At 62.6% G+C, this 15,783-nt stretch carries 16 protein-coding genes; 11 read left to right on the top strand and 5 right to left on the bottom strand.

The genetic code is table 11. The features are described from left to right. Positions 1–30: 30 nt before the first annotated feature. Complete coding sequence (locus tag AB8B02_RS13475) at positions 31–588, bottom strand: GNAT family N-acetyltransferase (RefSeq protein ID WP_439064166.1); 558 nt, start codon at positions 586–588, stop codon at positions 31–33. Positions 589–668: 80 nt separating this feature from the next. Between AB8B02_RS13475 and AB8B02_RS13470 the strand changes: the two genes are divergently transcribed. The 9 genes from AB8B02_RS13470 to AB8B02_RS13430 all read left to right on the top strand — a co-directional run bounded on the left by AB8B02_RS13470 (position 669) and on the right by AB8B02_RS13430 (position 10,309). After that, a complete protein-coding gene (locus AB8B02_RS13470; RefSeq protein WP_093761358.1) occupies positions 669–893 on the top strand; it encodes a hypothetical protein in 225 nt (74 codons plus the stop codon). 148 nt (positions 894–1,041) lie between these two features. Then, the gene (locus tag AB8B02_RS13465) at positions 1,042–2,118 is read left to right on the top strand and encodes an NAD(P)H-dependent flavin oxidoreductase (protein WP_439064165.1); all 1,077 of its coding nucleotides are present in this window, start codon (positions 1,042–1,044) and stop codon (positions 2,116–2,118) included. Positions 2,119–2,208: 90 nt separating this feature from the next. Next, positions 2,209–2,496, top strand: a complete 288-nt coding sequence (gene gatC / locus AB8B02_RS13460) for an Asp-tRNA(Asn)/Glu-tRNA(Gln) amidotransferase subunit GatC (RefSeq protein WP_093761362.1) — start codon at positions 2,209–2,211, stop codon at positions 2,494–2,496. 31 nt (positions 2,497–2,527) lie between these two features. Next, positions 2,528–2,761 (top strand): hypothetical protein, encoded by a 234-nt coding sequence (locus tag AB8B02_RS13455; RefSeq protein WP_439058739.1) that lies wholly within the window; start codon positions 2,528–2,530, stop codon positions 2,759–2,761. Continuing rightward, complete coding sequence (gene gatA, locus AB8B02_RS13450; protein ID WP_439064164.1) at positions 2,762–4,240, top strand: Asp-tRNA(Asn)/Glu-tRNA(Gln) amidotransferase subunit GatA; 1,479 nt, start codon at positions 2,762–2,764, stop codon at positions 4,238–4,240. 147 nt (positions 4,241–4,387) lie between these two features. Further along, a complete protein-coding gene (locus AB8B02_RS13445; protein ID WP_439064163.1) occupies positions 4,388–5,485 on the top strand; it encodes a sensor histidine kinase in 1,098 nt (365 codons plus the stop codon). Between the two features lie 201 nt (positions 5,486–5,686). Further along, the gene (locus AB8B02_RS13440) at positions 5,687–7,075 is read left to right on the top strand and encodes a patatin-like phospholipase family protein (RefSeq protein WP_439064162.1); all 1,389 of its coding nucleotides are present in this window, start codon (positions 5,687–5,689) and stop codon (positions 7,073–7,075) included. Between the two features lie 87 nt (positions 7,076–7,162). Further along, positions 7,163–8,647: an Asp-tRNA(Asn)/Glu-tRNA(Gln) amidotransferase subunit GatB gene (gatB, locus tag AB8B02_RS13435; RefSeq protein ID WP_439064161.1), complete on the top strand. Its 1,485-nt coding sequence runs from the start codon at positions 7,163–7,165 to the stop codon at positions 8,645–8,647. 1,392 nt (positions 8,648–10,039) lie between these two features. Further along, a complete protein-coding gene (locus AB8B02_RS13430) occupies positions 10,040–10,309 on the top strand; it encodes a hypothetical protein (protein WP_068732448.1) in 270 nt (89 codons plus the stop codon). 155 nt (positions 10,310–10,464) lie between these two features. Here the strand turns inward: AB8B02_RS13430 and AB8B02_RS13425 are convergent, their stop codons facing one another. Next, positions 10,465–10,857 (bottom strand): AprI/Inh family metalloprotease inhibitor, encoded by a 393-nt coding sequence (locus tag AB8B02_RS13425; protein WP_439064160.1) that lies wholly within the window; start codon positions 10,855–10,857, stop codon positions 10,465–10,467. A gap of 151 nt (positions 10,858–11,008) precedes the next feature. Between AB8B02_RS13425 and AB8B02_RS13420 the strand changes: the two genes are divergently transcribed. Next, the gene (locus tag AB8B02_RS13420) at positions 11,009–11,317 is read left to right on the top strand and encodes a hypothetical protein (RefSeq protein WP_439064159.1); all 309 of its coding nucleotides are present in this window, start codon (positions 11,009–11,011) and stop codon (positions 11,315–11,317) included. A gap of 174 nt (positions 11,318–11,491) precedes the next feature. On the opposite strand, the gene AB8B02_RS13415 is transcribed toward AB8B02_RS13420, so the two are convergent. The 3 genes from AB8B02_RS13415 to AB8B02_RS13405 form a co-directional block, all read right to left on the bottom strand. Then, on the bottom strand, positions 11,492–12,415 hold the full coding sequence (locus tag AB8B02_RS13415) for an HpcH/HpaI aldolase/citrate lyase family protein (RefSeq protein ID WP_439064158.1): 924 nt from the start codon (positions 12,413–12,415) through the stop codon (positions 11,492–11,494). Next, positions 12,412–13,578 carry a CaiB/BaiF CoA transferase family protein gene (locus tag AB8B02_RS13410; protein WP_439064157.1) on the bottom strand — a complete coding sequence of 389 codons (1,167 nt, stop codon included), beginning with the start codon at positions 13,576–13,578 and terminating at the stop codon, positions 12,412–12,414. Before AB8B02_RS13410 ends, AB8B02_RS13415 begins: the two co-directional genes overlap by 4 nt. 101 nt (positions 13,579–13,679) lie before the next feature. Beyond that, complete coding sequence (locus tag AB8B02_RS13405) at positions 13,680–14,657, bottom strand: LysR substrate-binding domain-containing protein (RefSeq protein WP_439064156.1); 978 nt, start codon at positions 14,655–14,657, stop codon at positions 13,680–13,682. A 141-nt stretch (positions 14,658–14,798) separates the two neighbouring features. Here AB8B02_RS13405 and AB8B02_RS13400 point away from each other — a divergent pair, with 141 nt between their 5' ends. Beyond that, positions 14,799–15,761: a Bug family tripartite tricarboxylate transporter substrate binding protein gene (locus AB8B02_RS13400; RefSeq protein WP_439064155.1), complete on the top strand. Its 963-nt coding sequence runs from the start codon at positions 14,799–14,801 to the stop codon at positions 15,759–15,761. The last annotated feature ends 22 nt before the right edge of the window (positions 15,762–15,783 follow it).

Here is a 15,783-nt window from a genome sequence, read left to right as displayed (position 1 = left end):
GGAGCCATCAGATCAAACGCTGCGCCGCAATTATCGGGGCGGACGGCGGCTGCGCCATTCCTCGGCGGTCATTTCCCAGATTTCCGAGGGCCAACGGCCGGAGACGTAGTCGCGATCCTCGGTGGCGATCACGCGCATGCCGGAGGTTTCCGAAATCCGGCGTGAAGCCGTGTTGGCGATGGCCTTGATGACGCGCAGGACGGGCCGCTGCAGGGTGTCGAACCAGTAATCGGTCACGGCATCGCTGGCCTCGGTCATCAGCCCTTGTCCTTGCCAGGCGGGATCGAGCCAGAAGCCGCGGTTTTCGTCGCCGCTGTTCCTGACATTGATCATGCCGATCAGTTGCTCCGGTGCGCTCTTCAGGCGGATCGACCAGTGCCATTCGGTGCCGCGCTCCATGCCTGGCAGCACGACATCGCGCAGGAAAGTGCAGGCGCCGTCAGCCGGGTAGGGCCATGGCACGCGGCTGGCCAGGAAACGCACCACCTCTATTCGCGGGAAAAGCTTTTGCACGGCATCGGAGTCCGCCAGCACGAGTGGGCGCAGGATCAGCCTGGGCGTGGTGAGTTCGGGAATGGCAGCGGTCATCGGTCGCGTTTCACATCGGGAGCGATCTGCGGCAATGTGATATCGCCTTCGCTTCCTCGCCTGCAAGTCACGAGCCCTCCATGGATCCGCTCAGCCTGTTTGGACTGTTCGCCGTCAGCGCTATGCTGGTCTGCTACGCGCTGGAGGCACGCAGTCCGTGGTTCACGCTGGCCTTTGCCGGCGCCTGCGGGCTCGGATCGCTCTATGGCTTCCTGCAGGGCGCCTGGCCGTTCGGGCTGGTGGAGGCAATCTGGGCCGGCGTGGCGCTGCGCAAGTGGATGCTCATCCCCCGCGCAACCGCATAGCTCACGCGGGTGCGGCCGTGTTAGCCTGAGCAAGGCTCGGCAATGATGCGCGTGCCATTTCCTCACGTTTGTCTCAAGATCGTCACTGCTTTGCCGCTGGATTCAGAGGCATTGCCGCAAGATTGTCGCAAGAATCCGGAGATCCCCCATGTGGCCCGACCGCCGACTGATCGACTTATTCGGCACCGAATTTCCCATCGTGCAGGCGCCAATGGCAGGTGTGCAGGATGCCGACATCATGATCGGCGCAGCGGAGGGCGGCGCGCTGGCCTCGTTGCCGTGCGCAATGATCTCGCCGGAGAAAGCCCGTGAGCAGATCAATATCGTGCGCCAGCGCGTCTCCGCGCCGGTCAACATGAATTACTTCTGCCATACGGCGGTGGACGCCGATCCGGCACGCGAGGCCAACTGGCGCAAGCGGCTGTCGTCCTATTACGCCGAACTCGGGCTCGATCCGAATGCAGACATCAATGCGGCCAACCGCGCGCCGTTCGATGAGGCGATGTGCGCGCTGGTGGAAGAGCTGAAGCCCGAAGTGGTCAGCTTTCACTTCGGCCTGCCGGACCCGGCGCTCTTGAAGCGCATCAAGGCAGCCGGCTGTCGGGTCATCGCCTCTGCGACCATCGTCAAGGAAGCCGTCTGGCTCGAAGAGCGCGGCGTCGACGCGGTCATTGCGCAGGGGGCGGAGGCCGGCGGTCATCGCGGCATGTTCCTGACCGAGGATATCGCCACGCAGCCCGGCCTGTTCGCGCTGTTGCCGCAGGTGGTGGATGCGGTGAAGGTGCCGGTGATCGCGGCCGGCGGTATCGCCGATGGGCGCGGCATTGCCGCAGCCTTTGCGCTCGGCGCAGCCGGTGTGCAGATCGGCACCGCCTATCTGCGTACGCCGGAATCGAAGGTCAGCGGGCCGGGTCGTGCAGCCCTGGCCGGGGCGTCGGATGCCTCCACCGTCATTACCAATGTCATGACCGGGCGACCCGCCCGCGGCGTCATCAATCGCGTGATGCGCGAGGTCGGGCCGGTCTCGCCCGATGCGCCGGCATTCCCGCATTCGGCGACCGCGCTGGGGCCGCTGAAAGCCGCCGCCGAGAAGCTCGGTCGGGCCGATTTTACCAATCTCTGGGCCGGACAGTCGGTCGGAATGGGCAGCGAACGGCCTGCGGCAGAGCTGACGCGGTCGCTGGCGGCGGCGGCATTGGCGCGGATGGCCGAATTGCGGGGCTAGGGCGTCAAACAAGGCGGAGGCGTCCGCCGGTTGCGGCGCGAAACCTCCGTCTGCTATACGGCGGGCAGATTTTGCCTGAGGCCCTATATAATGTCCGTCGATGCTGCCACCGTTCGCCGTATCGCGCATCTCGCGCGGATCGCGGTCACAGACGCTGAAGTTCCCCATCTGCAGGGCGAGCTGAACGCGATGCTGGCCTTTGTCGAGCAGTTGCAGGAAGTGAATGTCGACGGCGTTGAGCCGATGACCTCGGTGATGCCCATGGAAATGAAGAAGCGCGCCGATGTCGTCAATGACGGCGAGATCGTCGACGCGGTGACGGCGAATGCGCCGGAGTCCGAAGATCATTTCTTCCTGGTGCCGAAAGTCGTCGAGTAATCGAGCAAGAACCGTTCGAACGGAAACCGCCATGTGCCTGCTTTGCGACGATGAAAAGTCCTATCAGCTCTATATGGACTACCTCGACGAGATGGAGCGTCAGGGGAAGGTCAAGAACGTCGACGCGGCCATGGATGCCATCCTCGACAAGGTTCAGGCCGCACAGGAGGCTGACGACAAGCTCCGCCGCAGCTCTTTCAAAAAAGATGCACCTGAAAACGACAAGACGCTCTCTCCCTTCTTTTGCAGCCCGGTCAATAAATAGATGACAGATCTGACGTCGCTGACACTCGCCGAGGCGCGTGACGGCCTTGCGACCAAATCCTTCACGTCAGTCGAACTGACCGATGCGCATCTCAAGGCGATGGAAGCCGCACGCGTGCTAAACGCCTATGTGCTGGAGACGCCGGATCAGGCGCGCGCCATGGCGCAGGCGGCCGACGCGAAACTCGCCAAGGGCGAGGGCGGCTGGCTCGGCGGCGTCCCGCTCGGCATCAAGGATCTGTTCGCGACCAAGGGCGTGCGCACAACCGCATGTTCGAAGATACTTGGCAATTTCGTGCCGCCTTACGAGTCGACCGTGACCGCACAGCTATGGCGTGACGGTGCCGTGATGCTCGGCAAGCTCAATAACGACGAATTCGCCATGGGCTCGGCGAACGAGACTTCGTTCTTCGGTCCGGTGATCAATCCGTGGCGGCGCGACGGCTCCGACGTCAATCTGGTGCCCGGTGGCTCGTCCGGCGGTTCGGCATCGGCGGTCGCTGCAGGTCTGTGCCTCGGTGCCACCGCGACCGACACCGGCGGTTCGATCCGCCAGCCCGCGGCCTTCGCCGGCATCGTCGGCATGAAGCCGACCTATGGCCGCTGCTCGCGCTGGGGCACCGTCGCTTTCGCATCGTCGCTCGACCAGGCCGGGCCGATTGCGCGCACCGTGCGCGATACCGCGATCCTGATGCGCTCGATGGCCGGCTACGATCCCAAGGATTCCACCTCGGTCGATCGCGACGTGCCGGATTACGAGGCGGCGATCGGCAAGTCCGTCAAGGGCATGAAGATCGGCATTCCCAAGGAGTATCGCATCGACGGCATGCCGGCCGAGATCGAGAAGCTCTGGTCGGAAGGCGCTGCGCAGCTCAAGGCCGCCGGTGCCGAACTCGTCGACGTGTCGCTGCCGCACACCAAATACGCGCTGCCGGCCTATTACATCGTGGCGCCCGCCGAAGCCTCGTCGAACCTCGCGCGCTATGACGGCGTGCGTTACGGCCTGCGCGTACCCGGCCGCAGCATCAGCGACATGTATGAAAATACCCGCGCCGAAGGTTTTGGCGCGGAAGTGCGCCGCCGCGTCATGATCGGAACCTATGTCCTCTCGGCTGGCTATTACGACGCTTACTATCTCCGCGCGCAAAAAGTCCGCACGCTGATCAAGCGCGACTTCGAAGAATGCTTCGCCAAGGGCATCCATGCGATCCTGACGCCGGCGACACCGTCGGCCGCCTTCGGCATTGGTGAGAAGGGCGGCGCCGATCCGATCGAGATGTATCTCAACGACATCTTCACGGTGACGGTGAACATGGCCGGCCTGCCGGGCATCGCGGTTCCCGCCGGCAAGGACGCGCAGGGATTGCCGCTCGGGCTGCAGCTGATCGGGCGTCCATTCGACGAGGAAACGCTGTTCTCGCTCGGCGAAACCATTGAGCAGGCATCGGGGCGTTTCACGCCAACGAAGTGGTGGGCCTGACGTCATCTGTCTGGAGGTCTTGTGTGGCGCGCTTTCTTGACGCGAGCCAGCAGCCATTTCGCTTGAGAACGCTTTAGGGTGTTGCGCGTTTGACATTGCGTTTTGCGGTGCACTTGGCCATGGTTTGCCTATGAGCATGGACCGTGCATGAGCACCGACGACGGGCTTCCGCCTTCCCAACAGGTCGATCAGATTCTGGGTTCCCCGAAGCTTGCGCAGGCGATCGAGAATGATCGCTACAAGCATCTGCTGGATCATGTTCCCGTTGCGCTCGCCATCTCGCGCGGGTTGGGCAGCGATCAGCAGGTTGTCTATATCAACAAGGCCTTCGAGCAATTGATGACAATGGCGCCGGCCGATGTCGAAGGCCAGAGCTGGACCTGTCTCGACGGCTTTCTCAACGAAGACAACCAGAGCCAGACGCTGGGCGAAGCGATCCGCGACGGCGAGGATTTCATCGGTGTTTTCCGTCCGTCGGTGCCGGTCGATCGGCTGGTGATCGTGCAGGCCTATGCCTCGGTGATCGAGAGTGACGACGGCGTCGAAAATTTCCGGATCGCCGCGCTGGTCGATGTCGGCGGCCGCGAGCGTGCGCAGATCGAGCAATTCGAGAACCAGATACGCGACCGCGACATGCTGATGCGCGAGCTGCAGCATCGGGTGAAGAACAATCTGCAGCTCATCACGGCGCTGGTGCGGCTCGAAGCCCGCTCGGCAGTAGAAGGCGAGGCTGTTGCGCTCGGCCGGCTGGCGAGCCGGATCGATGCGCTGACAGTACTGTACCGGACGCTGTCCGACGAGAATGCGACGCCCGAGATCGATCTTGGCCAGTATCTGTCGGACATCGCCAATGCCGTGATGGCTGCGAGCGCGACGGCGGATATCACGCTCGATCTGCAGGTTGGCTATTGCCCGATGTCGATCAATATCGCGATGCCGGCGGGACTGCTGGTCAACGAGATGCTGACCAATGCGCTGAAATACGCCTTCGTCGGCCGTGCCGGTGGTCAGATCAAACTGATCTGCAAGCTGGAAGGCGGCCACGTCACGGTGGTTGTCGCCGATGACGGCGTTGGCCTCGGCGAAGGCCAGGACTGGCCGTCGCCGCGCAAGCTCGGCGCGCTGATCCTGCAGACGCTCAAAGAGAATGCGCCGAACGTGAAGTTCAACGCCGAGAGCATTCGCGGGCAGGGCAGCTGGTTCACGCTGGTATTTGATGCCGCGCCAGGCACGCAGCTGAACTGAGGATTGGTGCTGCGCCATTTGGCGCGCACCTTTTTTCACCATTCATTAGCCACGTTGCTGGCGCGATTGGTGCCGGATCGTCAGTTTGCATCGAATTGCAACGCTTTACGGTAATATCTGATTGAGATTCCGGATTGGGGACCGTCCGGACACGGTCCGTGCCGTTTGGTGCGGCCGTCTTGTGGGATCGGTAGAGAAGTGATGAGTGCGTTGCGTTCGATCGGTGTCGTGGTCACGACCTGTGCGCTGCTGCTGGGCTGTACGTCGGTCTACAACCTTCCCGCCAACGTGCCGCTGGCCGGCGCCTCCCTCGATCCCAATCTCGACGCCGTTTTCAAGGATGCTGCCGAGCAGGACGACCTGCTGATCGGTTTGTCGTTCTCAGGCGGTGGCACGCGCGCTGCGGCGTTTTCGTTCGGTGTCCTGGAAGAACTGGGCAGCATCCGCATGCGCGGTGCATCCGACACCATGCTGGAGCGCATCGATTTTCTGTCCGGCGTTTCCGGCGGTTCGGTCACGGCGGCCTATTACGGATTGAAGAAGCGCGCGGCGCTGTCTGATTTCCGCGAGCGCTTCCTGCTGCAGAATGCCGAGGCCGGACTGACGACGCAGTTGTCGCTAGGTACTATCGGCCGTGCCTTGGGCGGCGGCATCAATGACTCCAAGGGCTTCACCAGTTGGCTCGACGCCAACCTGTTCCACAATGCGACTTTTGGCAGCCTGCGAAATAGCGGTTCGCCACGGGTCTGGATCAACGCCTCGGACATCTATAACCGCGTGCCCTTCGTGTTCGACAACACGGCCTTCGCCGCGATCTGCAGTGATCTCAGCAAGTATCCGCTGTCGGGCGCAGTGGCTGCGTCGGCAGCGGTGCCGCTCGCCTTTGCGCCGGCCGTGGTGCAGGCCTTCCCCGGCACATGCAACGAGCCGCTGCCGCCTTGGGTCGCGCGCGCAGCCGCGAACCGCAATGCGTCGCCGATGTTGAGTGCCTATTCCAAGGCAGTGATGCGTTATCGCGACGGCGCGGTGCCCTACATCAAGCTGATGGATGGCGGGCTGGTCGACAATTACGGCGTCTCTGCGCTGACCATCGTGCGCGAATCCTCCGAGACACCCTACGGCCCGATGACACCGCAGCAGGCGGTCCGGCTTCGTCGCGGCATATTTATGGTGGTGGATTCCAAAGTCGGTCTCTCCGGCAACTGGATCAATACGGTGGAAGGGCCTGAAGGCGTCGATCTGATCAAGGCTGCGGTGGACACCACTATGGATGCCAGCATCGGCTCCAGCTACACCGCATTCGACCGAACCATGAAGGACTGGCAATCGTCGCTGATCAAGTGGCGCTGCGGCTTGTCGGCGGCAGAGCGTGCCCGCTATGGCGCGCGGCCCGGCTGGCGCTGTACCGATTTGCAGCTCTTCGTCGGCCGGCTCGGCTTCGATCAGCTAGATCCGGCGCGGGCCGCAGTGCTCGAAGCCGTTCCGACGCGCTTCCAGCTGCCGCAGGGGCAGGTCGATGACTTGATCCTCGCCGGTCGCGAGACGTTGCGTGCCAGCTCCGTGTTCAGGGCGTTCGCTTCGGGCATCTGATCGGATAGGGGCAAATGCCCTAGAAGCGAAGCTGGAAAGCCTCGCTGGGGGTTTTCCCGCGCCCGCGGTCGCGGTAGAAACCGCTCCATGAACGCACCTGTCAAACCTTCGAAGCTCATCAAGGGCGCCACCGGCGACTGGGAAATGGTCATCGGTCTGGAGATCCACGCCCAGGTCAATTCTCACGCCAAACTGTTCTCCGGCTCGTCCACGGAGTTCGGCGGCGCGCCGAACAGCCATGTGTCGCTGGTCGATGCGGCCATGCCGGGCATGCTGCCGGTCATCAACGAGGAATGCGTCAAGCAGGCGGTGCGCACCGGGCTTGGCCTGAACGCACAGATCAACCGGCGCTCGACCTTCGACCGCAAGAATTATTTTTATCCGGACCTGCCGCAGGGCTATCAGATCAGCCAGTACAAGTCGCCGATCGTCGGCGAGGGCGAGGTCACGATCGAATTGGCCGATGGCGAGACCGCCACCGTCGGCATCGAGCGCCTGCATCTCGAACAGGATGCCGGCAAGCTGGTGCACGACCGCAATCCGTCCAGTACCTCGGTCGATCTCAACCGCTCGGGCGTCGCGCTGATGGAGATCGTCTCCAAGCCAGACATGCGCTCCAGCGAGCAGGCCCAGGCCTATGTGTCGAAGCTGCGCACCATCCTGCGCTATCTCGGCACCTGCGACGGCGACATGGAGAAGGGCAACCTGCGCGCCGACTGCAACGTCTCGGTCCGCAAGCCCGGTGATCCCCTGGGAACCCGCTGCGAGATCAAGAACGTCAATTCGATCCGCTTCATCGGCCAGGCCATCGACTACGAGGCGCGCCGCCAGATCGGCATCCTCGAGGATGGCGGGTCGATCGAGCAGGAGACGCGGCTCTACGACCCCAACAAGGGCGAGACCCGCTCGATGCGCTCCAAGGAAGAGGCGCATGACTACCGCTATTTCCCGGATCCCGATCTGCTGCCGCTGGAATTCAGCGAGGCCTATGTCGCAGCGTTGAAGGCCGAGTTGCCGGAACTGCCGGACGAGAAGAAGGCGCGTTTCATCGGCGCGTTCGGCCTGTCAGCCTATGACGCTGCCGTGCTGGTGGCCGAGCGCGAGAGCGCGGAGTTCTTCGAGGCAACGCTCGCCGGGCTCGCCGACAAAGTGCGCGACGGCAAGCTGGCCGCCAACTGGGTGATCAACGAACTGTTCGGGCGCCTCAACAAGGAAGGCCAGGACATCGCGTCGTCACCGGTGTCGGCGGCACAGATGGCCGCCATCATCGACCTGATCGGCGCAGGCGTGATCTCCGGCAAGATCGCCAAGGATCTGTTCGAGATCGTCTGGACGGAAGGCGGCGATCCGCGCGCGCTGGTCGAAGAGCGCGGCATGAAGCAGGTGACGGACACCGGCGCCATTGAGAAGGTGGTCGACGACATCATCGCAGCCAATCCCGACAAGGTCGCACAGGCGCAGGCCAAGCCGGCTCTGATGGGCTGGTTCGTCGGCCAGGTGATGAAGTCCTCGGGCGGCAAAGCCAATCCGCAGGTCGTCAACGACCTCCTCAAGAGCAAACTCGGGATCTGACAATTACCCTTTCGATGACCGCGGCGCCGCCTCGAGCGGCGCCGTTTTCGTTTCAGCGAACCGCGTTGGCGCGTCGTAACGTAGGCGATGAACGGTCGCGCGCGCGGAATTAGATCGCGAATCGGCGTGCCGTCAGTCGACAGAAAGTGCGGTTGTGGCCAGCACCGATAAGTCGCGAACGCGTTTTCCCGAAAAATATTTTCATTGCCAAAAATACCGACTCAGAGTCCGCGGCACCTGTTTTCAGTGCCCCGACTCACGCTTGGGGGCGACAGAAGTTTGTGTAGTTGTTTGATAGTACGAATTGCGGGCGTACGGAAAAATAAGCACTTTCTGCAATCTTGACATTTGTGGACGCCGCGTTTCCGGGCGTTTCTCGCGCCACCCCGCATGCCGGATTTCAAGTTGTGACTGAGCCCGTGGGGGAAGTGGCGCGTTGCGCTCATCAACACTTCCTTAAGCGAGAGACTGTTCTTTTGAAATCGTTGGTGTATTCGGGATGAAGTGCATTTCGATTCCCGAGTGCACGCAGCGATCAAGTCATCTCTTTATGGAGGGCAACATGGCCAAGAAAGCTACGAAGAAGGCAGTCAAGAAGACCGTCAAGAAGGCAGCGAAGAGCGCTGTGAAGAAGACCGCGAAGAAGACCAAGAAGGTCGCCAAGAAGAAGTAACTTCTTCTGCCACGATCGACGCCGGTGGCAACGCCGGCGACGTCACGAGAGCCTTGACGACAATTTGCTTCTCGAAGCGGATATTGATCGCAGCTCTGGTCGACGAAAGAGGGTGTCGGCGAGACATCAGGTCAAACGGCTGGACCGTCACTGGGGCAGGGCTTGCTCTTCCCGCGAGCCGGTCCGGCAAAGAAGCCGGTCATCCCGTGATTGGCGTTCTTTATTCGGTGCGGATCATTGGTCCGCAGTTTCATCGGTGGCTCCGGCCACATGAGATATGATCCTGACGTGTTGCCGACGCCCTCGTTTTTGCCGGTGCGGTTCATCCCCGGCGCTTTGAATGTCCCGATCCCGAATAGCTTTTGATCTGCTCGCTGTGACGTCTCTCGCGTTGGCGTCGTCGCATGTGCGGAGCAGGCCCTTTTAATATCCCTGGTCGCCGACGCTGCCGAGATGGTTACGGCATCCCCAAACAGCAGGGTAAACCGAATTCCGCCAAAATGCAGAAAACCCGCATAAATGCTGGGTTTTTGGCGGCGTATGAGCCGGTTTCGGCTTCGGCTCTTCAGATTTCGTTCATCCCGATACTTAAACTGCTCTTCAAATTTGATCGGTCATATTGATCCCAACAAGCCGGCAAACGGCGGTTGGGATTGCATCAAATAACGGACAGGAGCCGCGCTCGGTTGGGGCGGCAAAAGCAAAAAAAGGAATGACCGATGTTTCAGGGGCAGATCGATTTTGAAGCTGCGATGCCGATCGCAGAGACCGCCATCCAGGACGTGCTGTTCGAGCGCGGTCTGTACTGGGCGTCGGGCCGTTCGGGGATCGTTGACCTCGTCGCCGCGCACAAGTGGTTCAACCTCGCTGCCCTCAAGGGCCGGGTCGATGCCATCCCGATGCGCCGCGAAGTAGCCGAGATGATGTCGGATGTCGAGATCGCAGCCGCGCAGCGCGATGCCCGCGCCTGGCTGTCGACGGTTCACTGATCCGACTACGTGTTTTCGCGGTGGTTCGGCAGGCGCGATGCCCGCCGGGGCAGCGTGGGTCTCGCTCGAATTGCGGCGTGAGCCGCAAGAGATGCGAGCCGCAATGATCGGGTCAGGTCGTTGGCCGAGATTGACCCGAGCAGGGTGATGAGCCGCTACTTCTTGACGATGGTGAAGATGCCGTCGGTCTCCGGCTCCGCCACATAGCGGTTGTCCGGCGTCGAGAACCGGATGCGCAGTTTGCGGGTCGCGTCGGCAAAGCCGATCGTCCATCCCTCATAGAGCCGCCACGCCGCGATCTCGTCCATGACGGGGAAAGTCCTGGCGCAGTCCTTGGCCACGTCGATCTGTGAGCCGCCGATGGTGCTTCCGCTCTTCAAAACCACGCGGCAGCGTTTCCTGCCCTTGGTGTCCTGGAGTTCCCTGGTCCCGTAGATATCCCTGAGCAGCGCCGGATCGACCTCCTTGAGATCCATCAGCTTGAGGGTCTGCCCCGAGGCGGCAGATGAGATCGTCATCGCGACGGCAATCACGGCGCCCCATTTCATATCGCGCACTCCCTCGCATGTTTCCAACTGTACCGTAGCCACGTCACGGCCTTGTTACGAGCATCACGGTTGTAACGGGCATGTGCGCCCCAATGTCTGTCTCGTCGCTTGCAACGAGGCCGAGAGGCCGCGCAACAAAAAGGACAATGCCATGTCGACGAAGAAACTCACGCTCCCATCGATCATCCGCGCCAGCGGCCTTGCGAGTCTGGTGGTTATTGCCGTTGGCGCAGCCCAGCCTGCAGTTGCTGCATCGGCGCCCGCATATCTGCAATCGATCAGCGCGCCCGCTGTTGTCACATCCACCGATATCAGTGCGGCACGCAAGAACCGGCAGGTGAGGCGCACATCTCCGCGTGATGCCTATGGTAGCTATGTTGGGGCGCCCGGCGGGGTATCGCAGTCCTATCCCGGCTACGGTTACGGCGTTGGAGACAATTCGCGGAACCAGACCTGGTAGATCCGTCATCCAGGACGTGACGACTCGGCGGCGACCGCGAGCGTCGTCCGGGGAGGGTGTGCACGTGACAGCACCGCTGTCAGTTCTCGTCCTCAACGAGCTGTTGCAAGCCATCCGACGATGCGGCAACGCGTGTTTGCGAGAAGCAAGCGCGAGTGAACCGGGCCCAGTCCTTTATGACGCAAAGCGAAGGATGCGCTCGGCCATTCTCACATTGGCGAGATCGAGCATCCGGCCGTCCAGTGTCACGGCGCCATGCCCGTCCCGTTCGGCGGCACGCATCGCTTCGATGACACGTTTCGCCGAAGTGATGTCGCTGGCTGACGGGACGAATGCGGAGCGCGTTGGCTCGATCTGGTCGGGATGGATCACCTGCTTGCCGTCATAGCCCATGCTTGCCGCCTTGACCGCGGAGCCGAGCGTGCCTTGGTTGTCCCGGAATGCGCCAAAAGGCCCGTCGATCGCCCTCAGCTGGAAGGCGCGCGCCGCGATCAGAATCCGCATCATCGGATAGGCGAAGAGGTCGAGCGCTGTTTCCCGGTGCTCCTCCGCTGAGGAGGCGACGTGCCTGTAGTCGCGGGGGGACAATCCGATCTCGTCGCTGCGCGCGCCGATCGAGGCGCTGAAATCGCCGACACCGAAATGCAGCGCGGCGACCGTCGCATGCGCAGCGGCGAGGGGATCGACATTGACCACGCCGAGCGCGGTTTCGATCAGGAGCTCAAGCTCCAGCGGATGGTTTCGGTCGCCGCGATGCTGCGACAGCCGCTGGCCGATGCCGATCACATCGGCCACGCGTTCCGCTTTCGGCAGCAAGACGGCGTCCAGCCTTGCGAGGCCGGACAGTTTTTCGACTTCCTCCGCGATGGACGGGCTGTCGATCGCATTGATGCGAACCGTGACGGTCTTCTGCCCCCAGTCCAGCCGCGTGATGGCATCGATCGCCGTCCGCAAGGCGGCGTTCTTTTCGCCGACGGGGACAGCGTCTTCGAGATCGAGAAACACGGCGTCCGCCGTAGATCCCGCGGCGCGCTCGACCATGCGTTCGCGATGCGCCGGCACGGCAAGATAGGTCCGCGTCAGTCGAGGGGCGGTCATAAGCGGGCTCGTTCTCGGAGTTCAGAGAGGATCGCGTCGGTGTGCTGCCCGACCGCGGGGACCGGACCCATCTGCGGCGTCAGGCCGGGGATCGTGATGGCCGGGAGATAGCTGGTGACAGCGCCATTCGGCGTACCGACATTGACGACGCGATGACGGCTATGCAGTTGCGGGTGATCGAGAAATTCCTCGACGCTGTTGAGGCGCGCATTGGCGATCGAGGCCTGCTCCAACTGGGCCAGCAACTGGTCGCTGGTGGCGCCGGCAATGCGGCTTTCGATCAGACGTTCGAGCTCGTCGCGGTTGGTCATGCGATCCGGATTAGTCACGAATCGCGGATCGATGGCGAGATCGGCGTCATCCAGTACGTTCGTGCAGAGCGAAAGCCATTCGCGTTCGTTCTGGATTCCGAAAAACACCGTCTTGCCGTCGCCGGCGCGAAACGGACCGTAGGGCGCGATCGTGGCGTGGCGCATGCCGGTCCGTTTCAGCGGCTTTCCGGCGCCCGCTGTATAGAGCGAGGGATAGCTCATCCATTCGGTCATCGCATCGAACAGCGACACCTCGAAGGCGGTGCCGCGGCCGGTGCGTTCGCGCGCATAGAGCGCCATCAGAACGCCGTTCAGCACATACATGCCGGTGGCGATATCCGCGATGGCGATGGCGCCCTTGGCGGGATGGTCTTCCGAACCGTTGATCGAGAGCAGGCCGGTCTCGCATTGCACCAGCAGGTCATAGGCCTTTTTGTCGCTATACGGTCCGCCCGATCCGTAGCCGGAGATGTCGCAAGCGATCAGGCGGGGAAAGCGCTCAACCAGCGCCTTGGCATCCAGCCCGAGCCGCTGCGCCGCTCCCGGCGCCAGGTTCTGCAGAAAGACGTCGGCGCCGGCGAGCAGGCTTTCCAGCGCGTCGCGGTCCTGCGGCTGCTTGATGTCGAGCGTCAGGCTTTCCTTCGACCGGTTGGTCCAGACAAACTGGCTCGACATGCCGTTCAGGACGAAGTCGTAATCCCTGCAGAAATCGCCGCGTCCCGGCCGCTCGATCTTGATAACGCGGGCGCCCCAATCCGCCAGATGTCGGCTGGCCAAGGGTGCAGCAATCGCCTGTTCGAGCGATACCACGGTGACGCCCGACAGGGGCAAGGCGCGCTTTTCTTGGTCCATCTGCTGTCCCGACAATTTTGCTCCGCGCACTCTTAACCGCAGCGATGCGCGCAGGGGCATACTGGTTTGCCATCGCCGGTATAGGCTGAACCAATGGCGGGTCAGTCAGTGGCCTTGTCCCAGACCGCCGCGTGCTCGCGCGCCAGCGTGCGGATCGTCTCCTCCGCGGCCAGCGCGGCTGCGGTCTGCGGGATGCCGGTCGGCAGGCAGAGACTCACGGTGCGATTGATGGCGGGGTTCACCAGTCGTCTCGACAGGATGGGTGTTTCTGCGACCCGGGCGACCCCGGAGGAGTTGATCGTCGCGGCGGTGCCGTTGCGCACGAGTTTCATCATAACCGGCAGGGAGTCGATGTCGGACATCACATTCAGCGGCACGCCGGCTTCCGAGAACGCTTGCTCGACGAGAAGGCGCAGCCCGTTGGTTCTGTCCGGAAGGACCATCGGGACATCGGCCAGGGATGCGAGATCGCAGGTCGTCGCTTCGGGATCGCCTATGCCGGGGGCGCCGAATACGGACAATTGCTCGGTAAACAGCGGCCTGACGGTCATGCCCGGCGCGTCGGAGCTGCGAAACAGAATGGCCATGTCAAGGCGGCCATTGGCCAGCAACTCGTTGAGATAGCCGCTGAAGCTCTCGAAGAGCTGGAGCTTCACGCCGGGGTGGTCGTGCCGCAGGCGCTCTACCAGCGGCACGGCGAGCACCGAGGCGATGCTGGTGGGAAGGCCGACGGCCACGGGTCCGACGGCGCCGCTGCCCTCGTCAGCAATGTCGGCCGCGAGCTCCTGCATCTGCCGCAACACGATGCGGGCATGACGATACAGTTTGGCGCCGGCATCGGTCGGCTTCACGCCCGTCGCGCTACGCAGCAGAAGCGGCACGCCTAGGTCGTGCTCCATCGCGGCGATCTGCTGGCTCAGCGAGGGCTGCGACACCGCGAGCAGCACCGCGGCCTTCGACAGGCTGCCCATGTCGACCACGTTGACGAAGTAGCGAAGCTGTCTCAGTTCCAAGGCATCGATCCAGTGAAGATGCGGGCAAGCTCGTTTGCTTACACCGAACCGCACTTCGCTGGCCATTACCAGCGGCGGCGATGGGGCCGGTGCCCGATCTTATACCCCTCAGAGCAACAGCCTATGGGACGGAGCCCGGCGAGTATGCCAGAAGGACAACAAAGGCGCGCCAAGCGCCCATCGGCAAATATCAAGGGGAGGGTCCACGTGCGCCTTCTGTTTATTGCACTGCTCTGGATCGCACCTTCGCTTACGTCTGCACGGGCGGACAGCTATCCGGACCGCCCAATCACGCTAGTCGTGCCCTATGCGGCCGGTGGCACCACGGACGTGCTGGCTCGCATTCTCGCCAAGGCACTCGGCGCCGAACTCAAACAGACGGTGATCGTCGAGAATGTCGGTGGTGCCGGCGGCACGATCGGCACCCAGCGCGTGGTTCGGGCCAAACCCGATGGCTACACGCTCAATTTCGGTAATATGGGCTCGATGGCGGCGATCGTGCCACTGTATCCGAATCTGGGCTTCGATCCGCGCAAGGACCTGACCGGCATCGGCGTGTTCGCGAATGTCCCGATGATGCTTTCGGTCAGCAAAAAGAGCGGCATCGAGAATCTGAGCCAACTGGTCGAGCGCCTCAAGGTGCCGAACAACCGCATCACCTTCGGGCAATCCGGGGCGGGTTCGACCGCGCAGCTCGCCGCAGCGATGTTGCTCTATCTGACGCAGACCAATGCGATGCTGGTGCCCTATCGTGGCTCGGGGCCTGCCATCCAGGATTTGATCGCTGGCAATATCGAGGCGGTGATCGACCAAACCGTCACGATGATTCCGGCGCATCAAAACGGGCTGGTGCGGGCCATCGGCGTCACCGGGCCGCAGCGACTGGTGCAGGCGCCCGACGTGCCGACTTTCGTCGAAAGCAATCTGCCGAAATTCGATCTGCAAGTGTGGAATGCGCTGGCGGCCCCTGCCGGCACGCCGCCCGAAGTGATCGCCAGATTGGAAGCGGCGCTCGCCAAGTCGCTCGAGAATGAAGACGTTAAGGCGCGCTTCGCCGAACTGGCGGCGCAGGCGCCATCTGCGCAAGGCCGCACGGCCTTGCAGCAACTCATCAACTCGGAGGTCGACCGCTGGTCGATCATCGTGAAGGAAGCGAAGCTCGAACCCTGACACGCGCGAGATGAATTTATCT

The organism is Tardiphaga sp. 862_B3_N4_1 (assembly GCF_051811085.1).
In the GTDB taxonomy this organism is placed as follows: Bacteria; Pseudomonadota; Alphaproteobacteria; order Rhizobiales; family Xanthobacteraceae; genus Tardiphaga; species Tardiphaga robiniae.
This window is presented reverse-complemented; position numbering and strand designations above follow the sequence as displayed.